The sequence below is a fragment of the Sediminibacillus terrae genome, from assembly GCF_009602435.1.
Classification (GTDB): Bacteria; Bacillota; Bacilli; order Bacillales; family Amphibacillaceae; genus Sediminibacillus; species Sediminibacillus terrae.
Map to the genome: position 1 here is coordinate 51,914 of NZ_VZDQ01000002.1, position 18,185 is coordinate 70,098.

The window sequence follows — 18,185 nt, forward strand, 5'->3', positions numbered from 1 at the left end:
GGATGATGTCGCAACCAGGGTGATTCTGTCATAATGTTTACACTTTTTTAAATTCAGCATCATTATACCATAGCAATTAGCCGGTATGGAAAGAATTTTTAATATTTTTTAAGGGGGAAACTGGATGAACATTCAGCTTAACAATGACAATGCTTTTATAGAAGAATTGGAATCTGCTATCCAACAGGACGGACCGTTCTCTTCGTGGAAACTTTTTCAAATGTCCTATCATGCAGCCCAAACGACACTGACGCCTGAATTCACCGGGTTGACTGCTCCTAAACATTTGCCGCATATGGAATTTTTACCGCACCAGCTCGACTGCGCCAGACAGATTATCGAGGAAATGAACGGAAGGGGATTGCTGGCGGATGAGGTCGGTTTGGGAAAAACGATAGAAGCCGGATTGATCTTAAAAGAATACATGATCAGGGGATTGGTTAAAAAAGCGCTGATTCTTGTTCCCGCTTCCCTTGTAAACCAATGGGTACTCGAACTGAGCCAAAAATTCTACATACCGGCCGTCTCCCAAGGCAAACGGCCGGTATGGGACCAAAACAGCATCATTGTCAGCTCGATTGATACAGCAAAACGACAACCCCACCGCGATATAATACTGGAACAGGAATACGATTTCATCTTAATAGACGAAGCTCACAAACTCAAAAACCACAAAACCAAGAACTATGAGTTCGTTCGTGCTTTGAAAAAGAAATACTGCCTGCTTCTTACTGCAACGCCTGTACAAAACAAACTCAGTGACATTTTCAATCTTGTCTCGATTTTGAAACCTGGACATCTCGGAAATTATGAAGACTTTACCGCCACTTACGGAAAAGATCGTAACAATTTATTCAACGATGATCATCTTAAACAGCTGATTCAAAAAGTGATGGTACGAAACCGCAGGCAAGATACAAAGGTGGACTGGACGGATAGGAAAGTGAAGACGATATGGATAACTTTCAGCGAAGCTGAGCAAAAAGCTTACAATCAGTTAACATCGATTACCAGGGAAGCAGACACTTTTTCTTCTATTACATTAACAAGAGAACTGTGTTCTTCCCGGGAAGCTTGTTATTTGTCCATGAAAAAAATGCTGCAGCAGGAAAAAGCAATTTCCAACAGGGAGGCCTATCAAGAATTTCTGAAAGTGATAGAAGAGCTGCCGCATCATGCGAAAGCCGCTAAGGTGGTTGAACTCATCGGAGACACGGAGGAAAAGTACATCATCTTCACGGAATACAGAGCAAGCCAATTGTACTTGCAATGGTACCTGCAACAGCATGGTATCACTTCTGTTCCCTATCGGGGCGGCTTTAAACGCGGCAAAAAGGATTGGATGAAGCAGCTTTTTCAAAACCATGCACAGGTTTTGATTGCCACTGAAGCCGGCGGTGAAGGAATCAATCTTCAATTTTGCAATAACATGATAAATTATGATTTACCTTGGAATCCCATGCGATTAGAACAGCGAATCGGAAGAATACACCGATTCGGCCAACAACAGGATGTCCACATATACAACTTTGCAATTCGCAACACAATGGAAGAACATGTGCTGAACTTATTGTATGAAAAAATCCATTTGTTTGAACGTGTGGTAGGCAATCTTGATGACATTCTTGCCGAATTGGACATAAAAGATGTCGAACAGGAAATCCAGACCATCTTCAGGGAATCTGAAACAGAAGGAGAGGCCAAAATCAAACTGGATAATCTATCTTCCGTCATTTCCTTGCGACAAGACCAATTACAAGAACAGGAGGATTGGAATGGCAATCGAGAATCTTCATGAATTTCTTACCGACTACTTTCTTGCCAATCAATGCGAGTTGTTGGAAAACGACAATGGAAAAGTGACCATTCAATTGACTGATGAAATGGATGAACTGATTATGAATCGGCCGTTTTATTGGCATTACATCAAGCAAATCGGCCAAAAAGGGCAGCCGATGAAAATCACTTTTATAACAAATCCAGACAGACAAAACGAACAGGGTGAATGGGTACATTTCGGCAGTCCAAGATTGCATCAAATTTTCCGTACGTTGACAAGGCAAGGAAAAATAACCAGACAATATGAACAAATTGTTTCTATACAGCGACAGCCGCTAATTCCGTGGCTAGTGTTGAATATCAAAGTAAGTTATCAAGGGAAGCACAAAAAGGATGAATTGCTGTCTTATGGTCTGCAATTGATCAACGGAACGTTGGTCAGCCCGATGATGGAGAAACTATCCCTATTAAACCTGCAGCCGGCAATACCTGATTACTGTTATACCATATCTCCGTTGATACACAACAAAAGTGCCTATCAACGATTGATTCGTTATGTACAGGATTACCTTCGAACGAAGGATTACACCTGGGCGAAAGAATCATGGGATCACCTTTATGCCGAAGGAAAACTACTCGAGCATTTCTATAAGGAAGAGCAGGCAGAAGAAGAAAAACAGAATCAGTTACAGCAGGCACTGAATGAAATCGAAAGCAGGTTCCGTCCTCGGATTTCCATCGACATAATCAATGGCGGCCTTTTTTATCTTACCCAAGGTAGTTCGAACGTCGTCAGTTCAGGCAGTTAAACAAAAGGTCTTACAACTTTAAGATAAACATCTGTCACCGAATGTGTTTTTTACTGATGACGCGAAAGGAAAACTAGCCGTACAATGTCCTGACGTTGCCTTTCTACTTGGAACGGGACTATATCTTATCCAGAAGAGGGGGACCTGCTCGGCGACAAGAACAAAACTAATACTTAGCCGCTAATCGCAGGTAGCACTATGTTTTTCACACGCCCGTCTTCAGTAATGCTGATGCCAATTAAAAAAAGTAACAGACAGTCCATAAACAGTCTGTTACTTTTTCTTTTTCATGAGTAGACGAAAAGCAAACGGAAGTAAACCCAGCCAATGATCAGAAACTTCGTTGTGCTCTCTTTTGCTAAGGCGTTTTTGCTTTTTCCTCTGGTCGTGTGGTGTATCCATGTATTTCACGATTTCCTGTGTCATGAACTTAACGTAATCGTTTCCGGACACTTCATTCACCTCGATAATTTCTTATAGGTCTAGCATGTCCGTTTTTCCTTTTCTTATAAGCTGATGTATTTCTTCTGCCACCTGTTCTGGACTCTTTCCATCCGTTTCGATCAATATGTCTGCCGTCTGGCGGTATTTTCCCAATCTATTCTCATATAGTGCGGCTTTACCATGCTTTTTCCAGAGCGGACGGGACCGATCGTTTCCTAATCTTCGCTCTATTTCATCTAACGTAGTGTGCAGGTAAACGACGATAACATTTTCTTTCATCCACTTCCTGTTTACGTCGGACTCTACAATACCACCTCCCGTTGCTACCACTGCATCTGTCTTAGGCATTTTCATCAAAGTATCGGTTTCCTTTTCGCGGAAGGCCATTTCCCCCTGGCTCTGAAAAATTTCGGGAATCGTCCGCTGGGTCGTTTGCTCAATCTGTTGATCTGTATCCAGTCCCGGTACAGCCATTTTCTCAGCCAGTAATCGTAATACACTTGATTTACCGCTTCCCATAAAGCCAATAAGATAAATTGCTTTCATAATTCTCTCCCTTTTAATTTTTATGTAGAATATTTTTATTTGATTGCAGGAATTAAACAAGATTCGTCGAATCAATCTTTATCCCCCAATGAAAGTGAGGTGATTAAAGAAGTGACAATCGCTGTCACCTTCTCCGAAAAACTGCTTGCTGCAGCCATTTCAGCCCATGCCTCCGACATCCACTTCCTACCATCTGCCGATGAAACAGAAATTTCATTCCGAATCAGGGGTGAACGAAGCCTCTTCAGCAGGATACCTGTAAGACACTATAAAAAAATACTCGGTTACTATAAGTTTACCTCAGGTATGGATATAGGAGAAGTACGTAAGCCGCAAAACGGTACCATCCCTTTTAAAACGGAAAACGGATCGACCTATTCCCTTCGATTGTCCACACTCCCCGTAAAACATTCGGAAAGTTTGGCCGTCCGCATCCTTCCCCAAACTGACACCCCTCCTCTCGAACGGCTGTTGTTGTTCCCTTGGCAGTTAACAAAGCTTTACAGGTTGGTTTCAGCCAGATCCGGAATCATACTGCTTACAGGGCCCACGGGTAGCGGGAAGACCACTACGCTTTATGCCTTGCTACAATCCTTGCTCGATAAGTTATCCCCCCAGGTGATCACACTCGAAGATCCGATTGAAAAGGAATTATGCAAAGCTATTCAAGTTCAGGTGAATGAAAAAGCCGGCTTAACTTTTCAAACAGGGTTAAAAGCGGCGCTCCGACATGATCCAGACATTGTCATGATAGGCGAAATCCGTGATAAGGGGACGGCACAGATTGCCGTCCAGGCTGCTCTTACAGGGCATCTCGTCTTATCCACGCTTCATGCCAAAAATGCCTATGGCACGATCAAACGCCTGATTGATATGGAAATCAGCGAGACTGATCTTCACCAAGTATTGCTAGGTGTCGGTGCTCTTCAATTATTGCCGACACGACTGCCCGGTTCCGATATTAAACGCACTGCCGTGCTGGAGTTGCTGGAAAATGCTCTCCTCGTCAAGGCGATAAACGGCAACAATCCCTATCGTTCCTCGGCTTTCCCTACATTTGCCCGATTAAGGAGGAAAGCATACGCATATGGCTATGCTGATCAGACAATTTTCAACACTGGTTTTTAAGCACGGGATGAAACTATCCACCAAAGACCAGCTTGTCTTGCTGCAACGTCTCACCAGACTGATAGAAGGTGGATATTCTTTGATGGAGTCCCTTCTTATGCTTGAATGGGACCCAAAGTTAAAGAAAGCCTCCCGTTCCATTTCTAGTTCTTTGGCAGATGGGGAAAGAATCGACAAGGCTTTCGAGAAAGCACATTTCCATCAAAATATCATCTCCTATTTATATTTTGCCAGAAAAAACGGCGATTTAGAATCCATGCTCTTCCATTGTTCACAGGCAATGGAGAAACAGCTTTCCCAATACGCCCAATTCCAAAAAACTTCACGCTACCCTTTTATTCTGATTGTTTTTTTCACCGTGTTATTATACTTCATCAAGACTGCTGTTTATCCCGCTTTTACCCAAATGGTCCTCTCTGTTTCAGGGGATACACCGGCAGTCACCACCTATTCTATTTTCTTCGTCGACTTTTTGTTCACGCTCTCTGCATTCATGGCTGCCGCCGTCATCCTATTTGGCCCTGTCTGGCTATCATTAAGGAGCCGGATACCAATTGATCGGCACCTAAAGATACTTCAAAGGATCCCTGTAGTGTTCGGCTTTCAACGGATGAAAACCACTTTTTTGTTTGCCATACATTTAGGCGCCCTTTTGAAAAGTACTGTGCCTATGAAAGATGCCCTGATCGTTATGCAAGAGCAGAATCACCATCCAATCCTTGCCCATTATGCGATGATCATAACAGAGAACCTTAATCGAGGAATCAATATCACCACGATTCTTCCAAGTCTCCCCCTTTTTGAAAAGGAGCTAACCAGCATTTTCCTTAAAAATAACAATGTCAAAGAATTGGAGCACGATTTACTGATTTACGCCGAATTTTTAACTGAAAGTCTAGAGGAAAAATGGAAAAAGCTGCTTTCCTGGATCCAGCCAATTACATTTTGTCTTCTTGCAGGGTTGATAATCTTTGTCTATTTATCGATTATGATGCCAATGTTCCAATTGATCAATTCAATCTGACAAAGGAGATTGTGATGAAAAACGAGAAAGGTTTTACCTTAATTGAAATGTTGATCGTTTTGACGATTATTTCCATTCTTTTGATACTGATTTTGCCTAATCTCGCCGACAAAAATGAAGAGGTCCAGTCAAAAGGCTGCACCGCATTAGCAGAAATGACTTCCAGCCAAATACAGGCTTACGTATTGGATCACGGCAACGAACCTGACTCTATTTCTCAACTGCTAGATGAAAATTATATAAAAACAGATTCATGTGCCAATGGATCGAAGAAAATCCAACTTACTCCGACGGGGGAGGTTGAGATAGTCTCACCATGAAAACAGGAGGCTTTACTTTCATCGAAGTGATGATTGTATTAGGCAGTATGGTTGCACTAACAGCCGTGGGTATCGCGCTCCCCGTCCATATGTTAGAAAAACAAAAAATAAATGATTTCTTTCAGTTGTTCGACAGCGATCTTATTTACCTACAGCAGTCTGCAATGCTGTCATCCGAAAAGTGTGCACTTTACATCGATGCAGAGCATCATGAATATACGATACGCACAGGCGGTACAGGGGAAGTTATCCTGACTAGAAAAATACCGGAAAACTGGCGAATCGAATTACGAACCCTTAAAATGCCGCTTTCCTTTAATTCCAAAGGAACAATTAAACGTCCGGGGACCATGATCATTCACACAGGTAGAAGTCGATACAAAGTGGTCTTTCCGCTCGGTAAAGGGAGACACTACTATGAGGAATTGTAGAGGATTCACCACAATCGAGGCATTGGCAGTTTTCTCTGTTTTTCTCATGGTCTCCGTTTCCCTCCTGCCAAGCTTCCTTTACATCAAGCTGGAAGACCAGCAATTATTGATAAAACGTCAAGTGCTGTCGCAACTTCATGACGATTTAATTGAAATTGCTTATGGAGAACATCAAGAAAATCCGGAAAACCATAATCATCAGGAGAGCAAAATGGGTGTTGAGGTTATGTATACATTCACCAAGGAAACCGAGTTGACGAAAGGATGTGCGGAATGGAAGGATGCAAAACAAAAGGAACATGAAGTTTGTCTTTACGCCTTTCCCGCAAAACAATAAGGGATTCACGTTTGTTTCGCTCCTATTCGGGTTAGCCATCTTATTAATGGTACTGCCCTGTGTCGGCATATTTTATCAATCGATTGATATGGGAAACCACTATCAGGAACAAGCCGTAAGACTAACCTTTCAATTTCTCGCTGATCAGTCAGAACAATCTGTGGGGGTTCGAGTAAAAGGAAACAATCTATTTTTTGAATCTGAAGAGGGATCAGTTATTTCGGTAAGCCAATATGGAGGGGTATTAAGAAGACAAGTGTCTGGTGAAGGACATGAAATACTGCTGCGGGATATATCCGATTTTTCTTTAAAGCAGTTACAATCCGGCTTAAGCATAACGATAGTGATGGCGGGAGGAGATCAATATGAAAAAAAGATTCGTTATCCTTAAACACGAAAAATTTAACCACAATGGCTTTATCTTCCCGTATATTGCCTTTGTCTCAGTTGTCATCATCACGGCATTGATCAGTGCTGTCGCCCTAGTCCACAATCAGCAGTTAGAAACATATCAGTATTATGAACAACTCAAGTTGGATACACTGCTGCAAATGGGAAAAGAACAACTACGTACTGAACAGTCTGTTTTGGATAAAGACTGTCCCCGTTCCCGGACTTACACCTATCCATATGGCACTGCCACTATTCGGTGCGAACAGATAGAAGATGGAATCCTTAAAGCGAGATTCACCTTGGAAACAAACAAAGGCACCATCGTCAACAAATTGGTTAACTTCAGAACAGACCTGCCATAGTCCATATGATTTTCACTTTCATCTCCCCCATTCGAGTATTCTCCTTTCTCTACCGAGATGGAGGCGGTCCGATTCATTATTTCTTTTTTGTAGTGAGGGTTGTCCCGCAAATGGTCGGAGACTTAGGGACAACCGTTTCATTTTTTTGCTGTTTAAGAACAAATATTTTATTTGATCAACCACAATAAAATGTAGTTCCTGCTACACTTCTGACACTCGAAACCCTTTTCGATCCTGCAGCTATTTCTTTCTGTTCCTTTCCAGGTTCGACAGCCAAATTGTTTAAGGGGGATTTTTTTCATCGGCAAGCTTCACGCAAGTACAAGAAGAGGAAGCTGATTGTCTCCGCGAGTTAGAAATGGGAAGCTGTTTATGATGCAGTGGATATCATAAATCAAGGAGCATACACCTCACCGACAAAAGTGAAAAATGCATAAGAAAAAACTGGAATTACTGGTTTCGTTTATTCATATAGAAAAACAGGCTGAATGGTGGCATTGTGTTCAAATTTTTTTGGAGAAAAGACGTATATTTTACTCTCCAAATATCCATCCTATCACTGTACAATCATTGGGCTATAGCCAAGCGGTAAGGCAGCGGGTTTTGATCCCGTGATTCGCTGGTTCGAATCCAGCTAGCCCAGTTTGTTTTTTGGTGGATTTCCCTTCTCTCCCAGAAATGATAAGATTGATTTACAATCTTATCATACTCGTTTATAATAACCATGATACATAACCTTGAAAAGGAGGGGAAAAGTATGGATAGAATGTATCGCGTTCTTTCTTTTTGGACAGGTATTTTCACAGTCATGTTTTATATAGGTGATATGGAAAGCCTTGCTGTGTTATTCCTTGCTCAAACAGTTTTCTTTATTGCTGTAAGCTATTTGAAGCTTTCAGAACGCATGTACATGTACTTATTCGGTGGCTATTGCACCCTGTTCTTTATTGGTTTTACCTATTATACGAACTTCATACTCGTTCCCGGATTTGGGCACTAAAAACAGGAAGCTCTGGACCTTTTCAAAAAGGCCAGAGCTTTTCTTTTTTTCCTGATTCCTGCCTTATGTTCAGCCGACAAATTGGTTATGCAGTTTTTCGTCACCGATCGAGGTTTCTGGACCGTGTCCTGGATAAACTGTATAATCATCAGGCAAGCTGAACAATTTACTTTTAATCGTTTCCACTAACACTTCAAAATCCCCGCCGGGTAAATCAGTTCTCCCAATTCCTCTTTGAAACAAGGAATCACCTGAGACTACCCATTTTTCCTCAGAAAAAACGAAAGCCACCCCACCTGGTGAATGACCAGGGGTTTCCAGTATGTTGAATACGAAGGAACCAACCGACATTTCACCGCTACTTATAAAACTGTCAGCAGGCGCGGCAGATATCGGTTCCATCCGGAATAATGCAGAGCCATTCAGATTAGGATTTGACAGCCAGTCTGACTCTGCCTTATGTACATACACAGGAATCTGGTACATATCCCGCAATTCTTCCACTGCACCGATATGGTCAAAGTGGGCATGGGTCAGCAATATAGCAATAGGTTTTAAATCTGCCTCTTTTAAATACGCATTCAGTTTATCAGCGTCTCCTCCCGGATCTATAATCATTGCTTCCTGTCCTTTCATGACAAGGTAGCAATTAGTGCCTAACGGTCCAAGGGGAATTTTCTCTATCTTCATGTCACCACTCCTTCTAAAAACAGTATAAATCGTCTTTGTATATCTCGACAAATCATTTAATTTGTTTTAGAATGTATGAGGAGATCATATCTACTACATATTAATATTGATTGTTCCTGAAACTTTCTTTTCGGGAATTCAAGGAGGTTATCGATAGTGGTATTGGCAATCCTGTTATTGATTGTAGCTATTTTATGTGCTGTTGCTGTATTACGTGAATTGAAAGCTAAAAATATGTTTGCTGTTCTATTTGCCGGATTATCCACCTTAGTGTTCGGCTGGTTTTCCATTATGACTATTTGGGCAGAATTGTTTCAAAACGTATAATCCCAGCTTGAATAAGTCAGTATGAAATCCCTTGTCCTTTTGGTCAAGGGATTTTTTCATGTCCTACTCATACTCTTTCCTATGCCCTTTTCCAAGATTTGCAGTTAAAGAAAAGCGTAACCGCCTGTCTAAAGGAATGTAGGCTAAAACAGCCACATCCTGTTTCAATACCAGCTAGACATCACTGAAATCTAAACGGTTTTCTGTCAAATGTGGTGGTGTTGTTTTTCAAGCCACTAACTCTTTATCGAAAGGCTCCTTCTATCAAAATAGTGATAATGTCATCAAGTCGCAGAGGACATAAGCTCGTTTTCCGCGAACGAACGCTATAGGCTGCTCTCACCAAGCCCGCTGAAGGGTCTCGGTCGCCCGAATTTCCCCAGGCTTCCTCTGCTTCGCTTCTTCAACCTCTTTAACCTCTTGTTTAACTTCTCGACGAATTTCATCCAAACCCAATAAATTTGCAGCATGAATTGAAATCGGTCGGCAATGATTAATGGATCTCCCAGTACCTTATGGACTGCCTGCTTATATGACGTTTCAACTCATATCCCTCTCTTTTTCTTTGGTGTCATCAACTTTAGGGTAACAAAGAGAGAGGGCTGAGTGTATTTTTTGCCCTGTTCGAATCTGGATCACGACAGGAGACGCCAACACATTCAGCATTGAGTCCTTACTTTTATCTTTATTTGAAAAGTGGCGGGGCAAAATCATGGCCATAAAAAAAAGAAAACCCGAACGAATCTAGGAATCGTTCGGGTTTTAATTTAGTCACGACGCTTTTGTGCCGGACTCTTTTTCTTATTCTTCTACTTGCTCATCTTGATCGTCTTCTTCGTCATTGAAATCATAGAATCGGAGCAAGTCTCCGTAAATTATCTTATCGGAATAAGATAGTTCCTTGTCTACTTTTTCTTTAACAGGCTCACATAAGCCTTCGCTTTGATCATCTTTTTGTTGTTCCAAACCAGTTGGATCGGATTCAAGCAGTTCTCCGGTTTTACGATCATAGCACTGTCCCTTTGTATAGATGTAGTCATCACTGATGTAATCTCCATTACGCAGGGCGATAAACTCTTTACGATCTTTGGCAAACAAATCCGTTCCGAAGGTAATATCGTCGTCGCTTTCAATTCCCAACAGGCTTAAAATTGTCGGCTTCACATCGATTTGACCAGCAACCTCCGAGATGACGCCGCCCTCTTCTCCAGGAATGTGAATAAAGAATGGTACACGCTGTAATTGAATGTGTTCATACGGTGTTACTTCTCTGCCAAGGTACTGACCCATGGCTTTGTTATGGAATTCACTAATACCATAGTGGTCACCCATCAATACGATAACCGAATCTTCATATAGGCCGGATTCTTTCAAATCCTTGAAGAATTGCTCTACAGCTTCATCCGTATAACGTACAGTCGGAAAATATTGGTTCAATGTCTTCGAATTCGAATCATACTTATCAATCGAAGCATCTTCCTCTTCCAAATCAAACGGATAGTGGTTGGTTAGCGTAATGAATTTGGAGTAAAAAGGCTGCTGTTGTGATTGTAGGTATTTCATCGATTGTTCAAAGAATGGTTTATCTTTTAACCCCCAACCAATCGAGTTATCTTCTGTCACTTCGTAAGATTCCACATCGAAAAACTTATCATAGCCAAGGCTGTCATACATGACATCCCGATTCCAGAAACTCTTATTATTTGCGTGGAATACAGATGTGAAATATCCATTTTCCCCTAAGATTTCCGGCGATGCATGGTACTCATTCTGACCGTGTGTAAAGAAAACTGCCCCCCTCGACAAAGGATATAAGGAGTTTTCAATCAAAAATTCGGAGTCAGATGTTTTACCCTGCTCGGTTTGGTGGTAGAAGTTTTCAAAGTAATAACTTTCATCAATTAAATCATTTAGGAACGGTGTGATTTCTTCACCATTCACTTTGTTATTGATGACGAAGTTCTGCACTGACTCCAGTGAGATAAAAATGACATTTTTACCTTTGGCTGCTCCGAACATATCTGATTTCTCTTTGTTTTGAACATGTTCATCAACATACTCTGTTATTTCAGGCATTTCATTTCCATCTGCGAAAACCCGCTGGGCCTTCGTTTTGGATTGTAATACTGCATCATAGATGTGATAGTTGAACAATCCGATGTTTTTCACCAGGTATTCCCGGTCGAATGTACGCTGCAGCAGCTGCGGACGTTCAATTTCGGCAAGTGTGTAGTTGAAAAGCAAGAATAAAAGAGAAACACTGAGAGCAAGCGTTTTTCCTCGCTTATGGTATCCTGCCGATATTACGGACGGATACTTTCTGCTCAGTACCCAGATGATGGCAACATCGAGAAACAGTAACAAGTCCGGTATATGGACAAGCGACATAATACTCGAACCCAAGTCAGCTGCATTGCTTCCCTGGAATAGAACAGGGATGGTGATAAAGTCGGTGAAATTCCGGTAAAAGATCAAGTTGAAATAAATGATCAGTGTCCCGATCAACGCAGCATAGCGCAAGAATTTCATCTGTCTTCTTTCTTTAAACCAAACACTCAACGTGAATACCAAAAATGCAGAAGCAAAAGGGTTCACAAACAGAATGAATTCCTGCATCCAATTATCAAGCGATATCTCAAAAATAAATCGATAAACAATGTACGTTTTTAAACCAAACAGCACTGTTGCAATAATATACAACGGTATATTAAACAATTTCTTGTACATGCTTTCTTCCTCCTAACAACAAAACTCTATTTTCATAGTTTGATAGCATATCATGATCAATTTACATCCGGTTTACATTATTAACTTATATTCCACCATCCATAATAAATAAACACTAATAATAAGACGTGTCCTCCTAAAAGAAGGTTTCATTTTTTTAAGAAAAAAATTACGTCTTTTTAATATTTCTATATTTTAATAGACATTGGCAAAAAAATAAACCCTCTTAAGGCTTATTTTTTTGTATTGATTAAATCGTTTATGCCCTCATTTCCTGTTTGACTAAATAGGCTGCGCCGATTACCCCCGCATCATTGCCCAATTTAGCCGTTACAAATTCAGCAGCGCCGCTGATCCGGGGCAATGCAAATTTGTCAAAAGCTTTCCGGAGCGGGACGAGGAGCTGGTCCCCCGCTTTGGATACCCCTCCTCCAATCACGATTTTGGATGGATTTACCACCGTGGCCGCATTAGCAATTGCCAGGCCCAAAACATCCGTTACCCGTTCCAGGATCACTTCAGAAATTTTGTCTCCGTTCTTTGCTTGCTCGAATACATCCTTGGCGGTAACTCTTCCGTTCTCTTTATATGCCGTTAGCAGAGATGTTTCCTGGTTCGATTTAATATATTGCTCAGCCTGCCTGGCAATGCCGGTTGCAGAAGCAACAGTTTCCAAACATCCATTACGACCGCAATTGCAAGGGGCACCGTCTGTTTCAACTGTAATATGGCCGATTTCCCCCGCTGTTCCATTTACTCCATTTATCACCTGTCCGTTTGCGATTATCCCACCGCCGACGCCTGTCCCGATTGTGACTGCTATCAAATTTTCTGCCTGGTTTCCTGCCCCAAGCCAATTTTCTCCCAGTGCAGCAATATTGGCGTCATTATCGACGACCACCGGCAAACCTGATAACTGGCCAAGATTTTCGGCCAATGCAAAGTTTTTCCACCCGATATTGACAGCCACAGCTACAACCCCGGTATCTGTGTCGACAAATCCAGGAGCACCAGCTCCGATTCCAATCAAATCAGATGAGCGCAAGCCAATCGCCTTTATTGTTTTGGCAACGGAAGACCATATATCCTCCGGTATGGATGAACCATTGTTTTCAAGGTTGGTCTCAATCTCCCACTTTTCCACAATGTCGCCGCTTTCTTTAATAATGGCCAGTTTTACAGTAGTCCCGCCGATATCGACGCCGACAGCGTATTTTTCTGCCATTCCGATTCCCCCTCATTGTTGTTCCCTCAGCTTCTGTTTCTCCTGTTTCAACAAAAGGATTGCCATTTGAAAATCCCTTGTTTCCATACACTGCGCTTTGTATAATTCCCTTACTTCATCTTCCATCATATCGAGGTCTGCGATTCTATCCCCCAAGTAAATGAAAGTGCCAAATCTTTTTAAATATTGTTGTATATCATAAATCGTTTTCATATTAAATCACCAAAAAACATTATACCAATCTTTTAAACGATTGGGAATGATTAACCACTAATTGTCAGTTTATGCAGAATGACACTTAATGATCAGGGCTCGCGAAAACAGTGAAAAGCCTGCAGGAACATCTTCTGTTTCTGCAGGCTTACCTTACACACCTCGTTATCGATCGGGATCCTGTGGATTTAAAAATGTAGGTCTTCTGTTTTTCAATGGAATCGGAGAGCGAAGCACAATATCTCGCAACGGCCGGGCAGAAAATGGAAAGAACGGCCATAGATAGCCAATCCGGAAAGAGTCTATCCGGACCAAGTAAAAAATCCAAATCGTAATCCCTGCAACATAGCCTTTCACTCCAAAAATAGCTGTTACAATAAGAAGGACAATCCGGAATATGCGATTAGCAAGACTGAGCTCGTAACTAGGTGTAGCAAATGTTCCAATCGCCGCTACTGCAAGATATAGCACGACTTCATAAGAAAACAGCCCCACTTCGACAGCAACTTGTCCAATCAATATGGCCGCGACAAGTCCAAGTGCAGTCGCTAACGCAGTAGGTGTATGGATCGCCGCCATCCGAAGCATGTCTATTCCTGCTTCTGCTATCAAAAACTGGATCAATATCGGAATGGCGCCGTCTTCGTTCGGTCCGATAAAAGCAAGTGCCTCCGGAAGCAATTCCGGCCTTGTCGAGAGCAAATAATATAAAGGAAGAATAAAAATGGAAGCGATCACTGCAACAAAACGAACCATCCGCAGATAGGCCCCTACCAGAGGTTTTTGCCGGTATTCTTCGGCATGCTGTAAATGATGCCAGAAGGTGGCAGGTGTGATCATAACACTGGGCGACCCGTCGATAATCACCAATATGTGCCCTTCATAAATGTGGGCCGCGGCCGTGTCCGGACGTTCTGTGTAACGTATAGTCGGATAGGGATTCCAATGTCTTCCACAAAGATATTCTTCAATGGTCTTCTCTGCCATCGGAAGACCGTCTGTATCGATTTTCTTCAGGTGTTTTTTTAACGTCTCCACTCTGCGTTTGTCGGCAATGTCTTCCAAGTAGCAAAGACAAATATCTGTTTTGGATCTTCTCCCTATACTTAAATACTCCATACGCAATGAACGGTCACGAATTCTTCTTCTGGTTAAAGCAGTGTTAAAGACAATTGTTTCTACATAGCCGTCACGCGATCCCCTTACCACTCTTTCCAAGTCCGGTTCGTCGGGACTCCTGACTGGGTAAGTACGTGCATCAATGATGATGGCATAACGGATTCCATCCACTAACAATGCTGTTGGCCCGGCCAGTACCGTATCCACGGTTTTATCCAAATCCTCTGACTTGTCCAGTTCGATATAAGGCAAATGCGTTTTCAGCAGTTTTTCAAGTGGGTCAGGGTCCAACTGATCTGGCTCAAGTCTTGATAGAAGCTTCATCAATAAATGGAGGATATCATCCTTGACAAAGCCATCAACCATAAATAAAGCCATTTTCCTTCCTGCATACTCCAAGTCCATGTGAATGACATCGAAGCTTTTGTCCACTCCGAGGCGCTCTCGCATGTATTCAACATTTTTTTCCAGGTCACGATGTACTGGTACCTTTTTCGTTTCGTTGTCCATGTTCTCATCCTATATGGTGATTTCTTTAACACTGTTAGCTTGTACCGTTTAGGTTCGAACCATACGGAAAAAAATACAACACTATGACCCCTTCGGCATATAAACTTACAACCAGCTTCGTTTCATATAACTCCTATACGGCACATATATTCAATTAAGCAACAAATGACAAGCTGTTAAAGGAGTAGTTACATGAAAAAAAACTTGCTCATTCCGGTCATTTTATTTGCCGCCTTACTTGCTGCCAGCTTATTTTTTCTCACCGACAAAGAGAAAACAGTACTAAAATACTTTCCATTGGACGATAAAGTGTCATTTTCTTCTTATCATACAGAACTGAAAATCTTGTCCGAAATAGATACAGATGAATACGGCGTACGTTGGCAGGAAGCCTCAGAATTAGAACGCCCTATTTATTTGCGGCAGGATGTTTCCTTATTGTATATAGACGGAAAATTGAAAGGAATCCTTAGTAAATGGAAAGAGAACGGACAAACCATTGAACAAAAGTCCTCTATCCACGGGGAAGACAGCAGTCATTTCCAAGCCATCACTTTTCATCACGGAGAGATTCATTATCCGGATGATAAGATCAAAAGCATCCAGGCAATGTCCTCTGATGAATTGTATGTTATTGATTCTCCGCATACAGCCTTGGAATCTTTTGACCAGCCTCTAAATAAAAATCAGGAAGAATGGAAGCATACACTTGATACAGCCACCAACCAGCAACTCAGTTTTCATTGGAACCAGCTGATCAATCACTTTGATATTCCGGTTGATAGTTATACCATTGTTCCACTTACAGATTTGGCAAAATACGAAGATCTGCCACTTCCGGGATTGACAGACACGGAAAGTCAACAGGTCATCGGACAGCTTTGGGAAGGACTCTATAAACATTACATCCTTGGAATTGCAGGCAGTCAAAATAACAAGCAACCGATCAATACGTTCATCCCTTTGCTTTTATTTGCGAATGATGGAAGTCATTTAATGGTGCTCTTTCAAGATGAAAACGAAGAAAAACAGCAACTGCTGCAGGCCTATCCTTCATTCGATGACAAACGGTGAACCAGATTCCCAAAATCATCGTTATCCGGTTGCAGGTTCAAAGCTTTTTCTGCATGTTGTTTCGCATTGTCAATTTGATCATGGCTGGCGTACAACAAAGCCAAATTGTAATGCGCCTCGGCAAAATCCGGTTTCGCTTCCAGACTCTTCTCTAAATCATCGATTGCTGCTTCTGTTTCATCTAATTTCAAATGTGCCAGTGATCGGTAAAATAAAAGCTCGGCCTGATATTCAGTCCCATCTTCAAGCCCTCTCTCCGTATAGTTTATGGTGCGTTGGTATTCTTTTTGGTCTAAGGATTGCTGGGCAAGCTGAAGAAGATTGGCAGCTGAAAAGTGCATACCATAAAATAGCAGACCGCCTGCCATTAAAAGGTAAAGCAGGAATCCCCCCAATTGATTCAACCATTTCTTTTTACCGGGTAGGGAAACGAAAGCAGAGGCCAAAAAACCGCCAAGCAACCCTCCGATATGTGCACCATTGTCAATTTGCGGCATCATCAAACCAAAAGCAATATTTAAAGCCAATATAAACAAAAGGTTCCAGCCCATCGTCCGAAAAAACAACCGCTTGTAAAGCACACCGAAATAAAGCAAAGAACCGAAAAGACCAAATATAGCTCCGGATGCACCGGCCGAAACTTGCGTGTTGAAGGCAAAGCTGGCAAGACCGCCTGTTAATCCGGCCAGAAAATAGATTATGATAAACCGGCTTGATCCATAGAGTCTTTCTACCGCTGTGCCGAGATAAAACAAAGCAATCATATTCATGAGCAAGTGGACAACACCTATATGAAGGAACATGGAAGAAATGAGCCTCCACCATTCTCCTTGCAGGATTGCCGGGTTGTACTTTGCGCCGAACTCGATCAGTGACTGTGTATTTAAACTGCTTCCATGCCTCTCCAATAAAAAAAATAAAAGGACATTGATCGCAAGTAAGATATATGTAAACAAAGGACGCCCCTTCTGGAATACTGACTGCTCGGCCTGTTGTTGTTCAACCAGGCGTTTTTTTAAAAGGCTTTTCAATTCATATGACTGGCGCTCCATTGTTCCTTCGTTGTCGGACTGCACGAACGGTCGATCATCAAGTCCCAAATTGTCATATAATCGATGCTTTTCACTTATACGGTTCCTTTCGTCCAAATAATACACATGCATTTCTGTCTGCTTTTTATCCTTTACAAGCAACGGTTTCTTCAAGGATTCCCAATCATCGACAGGGGGTTGTGCTGCCACATATACATCGTGTATTTTCACTTTTTGGCCACCAAGCAGTTTTCGTAAATTTTGCACCTTATAAATGACTTGAGCCATGTCATTTTTTAAATGGTTTCCCCAATCAAAACTTTTATGATACAGCCGGATGACATTCGATGTATCTTTTTGTTGTTTCTCGAGCCAAATCTCCTGACTGTCCTGATCGATATGGAGTATTTCATAGTCATGGTCATGGACCAAGTCATTAGCTAAATTCAAAAAATAATATTCATCTTGTACATACATGATGCCACTCCCTCTCCCTTTTATCTTACCATGTATGACCGTCTCAATGACAAAAAACCAACCTGTGATCGTCTCGCCACTCAGATGAAAAGGATGAACCGCCTTGTCCACTAGCTCCTCTCTGTCACTTTTTTAAAACAGGACCAATAATGAAAAAATTATTGTATATGCACTGGAGATAGAAAATGCGCAGTAACTGTAATGTCCTATTCAAAAAGC

20 protein-coding genes and 1 tRNA gene are annotated in these 18,185 nt (G+C 41.8%); 13 read left to right on the top strand and 8 right to left on the bottom strand.

Annotation, left to right across the window (positions count from 1 at the left end):
* Positions 1–124 precede the first annotated feature (124 nt).
* Entirely contained in the window at positions 125–1,798 is a 1,674-nt protein-coding gene (locus tag F6X55_RS00805) for a DEAD/DEAH box helicase (protein ID WP_026569966.1), read from the top strand.
* A complete protein-coding gene (locus tag F6X55_RS00810) occupies positions 1,776–2,588 on the top strand; it encodes a YqhG family protein (RefSeq protein WP_153461538.1) in 813 nt (270 codons plus the stop codon). Before F6X55_RS00805 ends, F6X55_RS00810 begins: the two co-directional genes overlap by 23 nt.
* 273 nt (positions 2,589–2,861) lie before the next feature.
* Here F6X55_RS00810 and F6X55_RS00815 read toward each other — a convergent pair whose 3' ends face one another.
* Positions 2,862–3,041, bottom strand: coding sequence for a YqzE family protein (locus F6X55_RS00815; RefSeq protein ID WP_026569964.1), 180 nt, complete (start codon positions 3,039–3,041; stop codon positions 2,862–2,864).
* 21 nt (positions 3,042–3,062) lie between these two features.
* On the bottom strand, positions 3,063–3,578 hold the full coding sequence (locus F6X55_RS00820) for a shikimate kinase (protein ID WP_153461540.1): 516 nt from the start codon (positions 3,576–3,578) through the stop codon (positions 3,063–3,065).
* Positions 3,579–3,617: 39 nt separating this feature from the next.
* Between F6X55_RS00820 and comGA the strand changes: the two genes are divergently transcribed.
* The 9 genes from comGA (at position 3,618) to F6X55_RS00865 (ending at position 8,573) form a co-directional block, all read left to right on the top strand.
* The gene (comGA, locus tag F6X55_RS00825) at positions 3,618–4,706 is read left to right on the top strand and encodes a competence type IV pilus ATPase ComGA (protein WP_337189809.1); all 1,089 of its coding nucleotides are present in this window, start codon (positions 3,618–3,620) and stop codon (positions 4,704–4,706) included.
* Positions 4,666–5,730, top strand: coding sequence for a competence type IV pilus assembly protein ComGB (comGB, locus tag F6X55_RS00830; RefSeq protein ID WP_051390402.1), 1,065 nt, complete (start codon positions 4,666–4,668; stop codon positions 5,728–5,730). The genes comGA and comGB overlap by 41 nt, the downstream gene beginning before the upstream one ends.
* A 14-nt stretch (positions 5,731–5,744) precedes the next feature.
* Positions 5,745–6,050: a competence type IV pilus major pilin ComGC gene (gene comGC, locus F6X55_RS00835; protein ID WP_026569961.1), complete on the top strand. Its 306-nt coding sequence runs from the start codon at positions 5,745–5,747 to the stop codon at positions 6,048–6,050.
* Positions 6,047–6,481 (top strand): competence type IV pilus minor pilin ComGD, encoded by a 435-nt coding sequence (gene comGD / locus F6X55_RS00840; RefSeq protein WP_153461542.1) that lies wholly within the window; start codon positions 6,047–6,049, stop codon positions 6,479–6,481. The genes comGC and comGD overlap by 4 nt, the downstream gene beginning before the upstream one ends.
* Positions 6,468–6,818 carry a type II secretion system protein gene (locus tag F6X55_RS00845; RefSeq protein ID WP_026569959.1) on the top strand — a complete coding sequence of 117 codons (351 nt, stop codon included), beginning with the start codon at positions 6,468–6,470 and terminating at the stop codon, positions 6,816–6,818. Before comGD ends, F6X55_RS00845 begins: the two co-directional genes overlap by 14 nt.
* Positions 6,763–7,209, top strand: coding sequence for a competence type IV pilus minor pilin ComGF (locus F6X55_RS00850; protein WP_081704500.1), 447 nt, complete (start codon positions 6,763–6,765; stop codon positions 7,207–7,209). Before F6X55_RS00845 ends, F6X55_RS00850 begins: the two co-directional genes overlap by 56 nt.
* A complete protein-coding gene (locus F6X55_RS00855; protein WP_026569957.1) occupies positions 7,184–7,573 on the top strand; it encodes a hypothetical protein in 390 nt (129 codons plus the stop codon). The genes F6X55_RS00850 and F6X55_RS00855 overlap by 26 nt, the downstream gene beginning before the upstream one ends.
* Before the next feature lie 571 nt (positions 7,574–8,144).
* Positions 8,145–8,216, top strand: a tRNA-Gln gene (locus F6X55_RS00860).
* 114 nt (positions 8,217–8,330) lie between these two features.
* Positions 8,331–8,573, top strand: coding sequence for a DUF2626 domain-containing protein (locus F6X55_RS00865; RefSeq protein ID WP_026569956.1), 243 nt, complete (start codon positions 8,331–8,333; stop codon positions 8,571–8,573).
* 69 nt (positions 8,574–8,642) lie between these two features.
* On the opposite strand, the gene F6X55_RS00870 is transcribed toward F6X55_RS00865, so the two are convergent.
* Positions 8,643–9,263: an MBL fold metallo-hydrolase gene (locus tag F6X55_RS00870; RefSeq protein ID WP_026771170.1), complete on the bottom strand. Its 621-nt coding sequence runs from the start codon at positions 9,261–9,263 to the stop codon at positions 8,643–8,645.
* Positions 9,264–9,419: 156 nt separating this feature from the next.
* Here F6X55_RS00870 and F6X55_RS00875 point away from each other — a divergent pair, with 156 nt between their 5' ends.
* Positions 9,420–9,590, top strand: coding sequence for a DUF2759 domain-containing protein (locus F6X55_RS00875; RefSeq protein WP_074601104.1), 171 nt, complete (start codon positions 9,420–9,422; stop codon positions 9,588–9,590).
* An 801-nt stretch (positions 9,591–10,391) separates the two neighbouring features.
* Here F6X55_RS00875 and F6X55_RS00880 read toward each other — a convergent pair.
* From F6X55_RS00880 to F6X55_RS00895, 4 genes are all read right to left on the bottom strand, one after another.
* Positions 10,392–12,317, bottom strand: coding sequence for an LTA synthase family protein (locus tag F6X55_RS00880; RefSeq protein ID WP_026569954.1), 1,926 nt, complete (start codon positions 12,315–12,317; stop codon positions 10,392–10,394).
* Positions 12,318–12,576: 259 nt separating this feature from the next.
* On the bottom strand, positions 12,577–13,542 hold the full coding sequence (locus F6X55_RS00885) for an ROK family glucokinase (protein ID WP_026569953.1): 966 nt from the start codon (positions 13,540–13,542) through the stop codon (positions 12,577–12,579).
* A gap of 12 nt (positions 13,543–13,554) precedes the next feature.
* Positions 13,555–13,755: a YqgQ family protein gene (locus tag F6X55_RS00890; protein ID WP_026771169.1), complete on the bottom strand. Its 201-nt coding sequence runs from the start codon at positions 13,753–13,755 to the stop codon at positions 13,555–13,557.
* Between the two features lie 165 nt (positions 13,756–13,920).
* Positions 13,921–15,384 carry a spore germination protein gene (locus F6X55_RS00895; protein ID WP_026569951.1) on the bottom strand — a complete coding sequence of 488 codons (1,464 nt, stop codon included), beginning with the start codon at positions 15,382–15,384 and terminating at the stop codon, positions 13,921–13,923.
* Positions 15,385–15,576: 192 nt separating this feature from the next.
* Between F6X55_RS00895 and F6X55_RS00900 the strand changes: the two genes are divergently transcribed.
* Positions 15,577–16,458 carry a hypothetical protein gene (locus tag F6X55_RS00900; protein ID WP_026569950.1) on the top strand — a complete coding sequence of 294 codons (882 nt, stop codon included), beginning with the start codon at positions 15,577–15,579 and terminating at the stop codon, positions 16,456–16,458.
* Here F6X55_RS00900 and F6X55_RS00905 read toward each other — a convergent pair.
* Positions 16,431–18,077, bottom strand: coding sequence for a rhomboid family intramembrane serine protease (locus F6X55_RS00905; protein ID WP_153461545.1), 1,647 nt, complete (start codon positions 18,075–18,077; stop codon positions 16,431–16,433). The genes F6X55_RS00900 and F6X55_RS00905 overlap by 28 nt on opposite strands.
* Positions 18,078–18,185 lie beyond the last annotated feature (108 nt).

Bases quoted from the DNA above. Each gene is read 5' to 3' on its own strand.
- F6X55_RS00805 (WP_026569966.1), top strand. From the start codon at position 125: ATGAACATTCAGCTTAACAATGACAATGCTTTTATAGAAGAATTGGAA.
- F6X55_RS00810 (WP_153461538.1), top strand. From the start codon at position 1,776: ATGGCAATCGAGAATCTTCATGAATTTCTTACCGACTACTTTCTTGCC.
- F6X55_RS00820 (WP_153461540.1), bottom strand. From the start codon at position 3,578: ATGAAAGCAATTTATCTTATTGGCTTTATGGGAAGCGGTAAATCAAGT.
- comGB (WP_051390402.1), top strand. From the start codon at position 4,666: ATGGCTATGCTGATCAGACAATTTTCAACACTGGTTTTTAAGCACGGG.
- comGC (WP_026569961.1), top strand. From the start codon at position 5,745: ATGAAAAACGAGAAAGGTTTTACCTTAATTGAAATGTTGATCGTTTTG.
- comGD (WP_153461542.1), top strand. From the start codon at position 6,047: ATGAAAACAGGAGGCTTTACTTTCATCGAAGTGATGATTGTATTAGGC.
- F6X55_RS00845 (WP_026569959.1), top strand. From the start codon at position 6,468: ATGAGGAATTGTAGAGGATTCACCACAATCGAGGCATTGGCAGTTTTC.
- F6X55_RS00850 (WP_081704500.1), top strand. From the start codon at position 6,763: ATGCAAAACAAAAGGAACATGAAGTTTGTCTTTACGCCTTTCCCGCAA.
- F6X55_RS00855 (WP_026569957.1), top strand. From the start codon at position 7,184: ATGAAAAAAAGATTCGTTATCCTTAAACACGAAAAATTTAACCACAAT.
- F6X55_RS00865 (WP_026569956.1), top strand. From the start codon at position 8,331: ATGGATAGAATGTATCGCGTTCTTTCTTTTTGGACAGGTATTTTCACA.
- F6X55_RS00870 (WP_026771170.1), bottom strand. From the start codon at position 9,263: ATGAAGATAGAGAAAATTCCCCTTGGACCGTTAGGCACTAATTGCTAC.
- F6X55_RS00880 (WP_026569954.1), bottom strand. From the start codon at position 12,317: ATGTACAAGAAATTGTTTAATATACCGTTGTATATTATTGCAACAGTG.
- F6X55_RS00885 (WP_026569953.1), bottom strand. From the start codon at position 13,542: ATGGCAGAAAAATACGCTGTCGGCGTCGATATCGGCGGGACTACTGTA.
- F6X55_RS00890 (WP_026771169.1), bottom strand. From the start codon at position 13,755: ATGAAAACGATTTATGATATACAACAATATTTAAAAAGATTTGGCACT.
- F6X55_RS00895 (WP_026569951.1), bottom strand. From the start codon at position 15,384: ATGGACAACGAAACGAAAAAGGTACCAGTACATCGTGACCTGGAAAAA.
- F6X55_RS00900 (WP_026569950.1), top strand. From the start codon at position 15,577: ATGAAAAAAAACTTGCTCATTCCGGTCATTTTATTTGCCGCCTTACTT.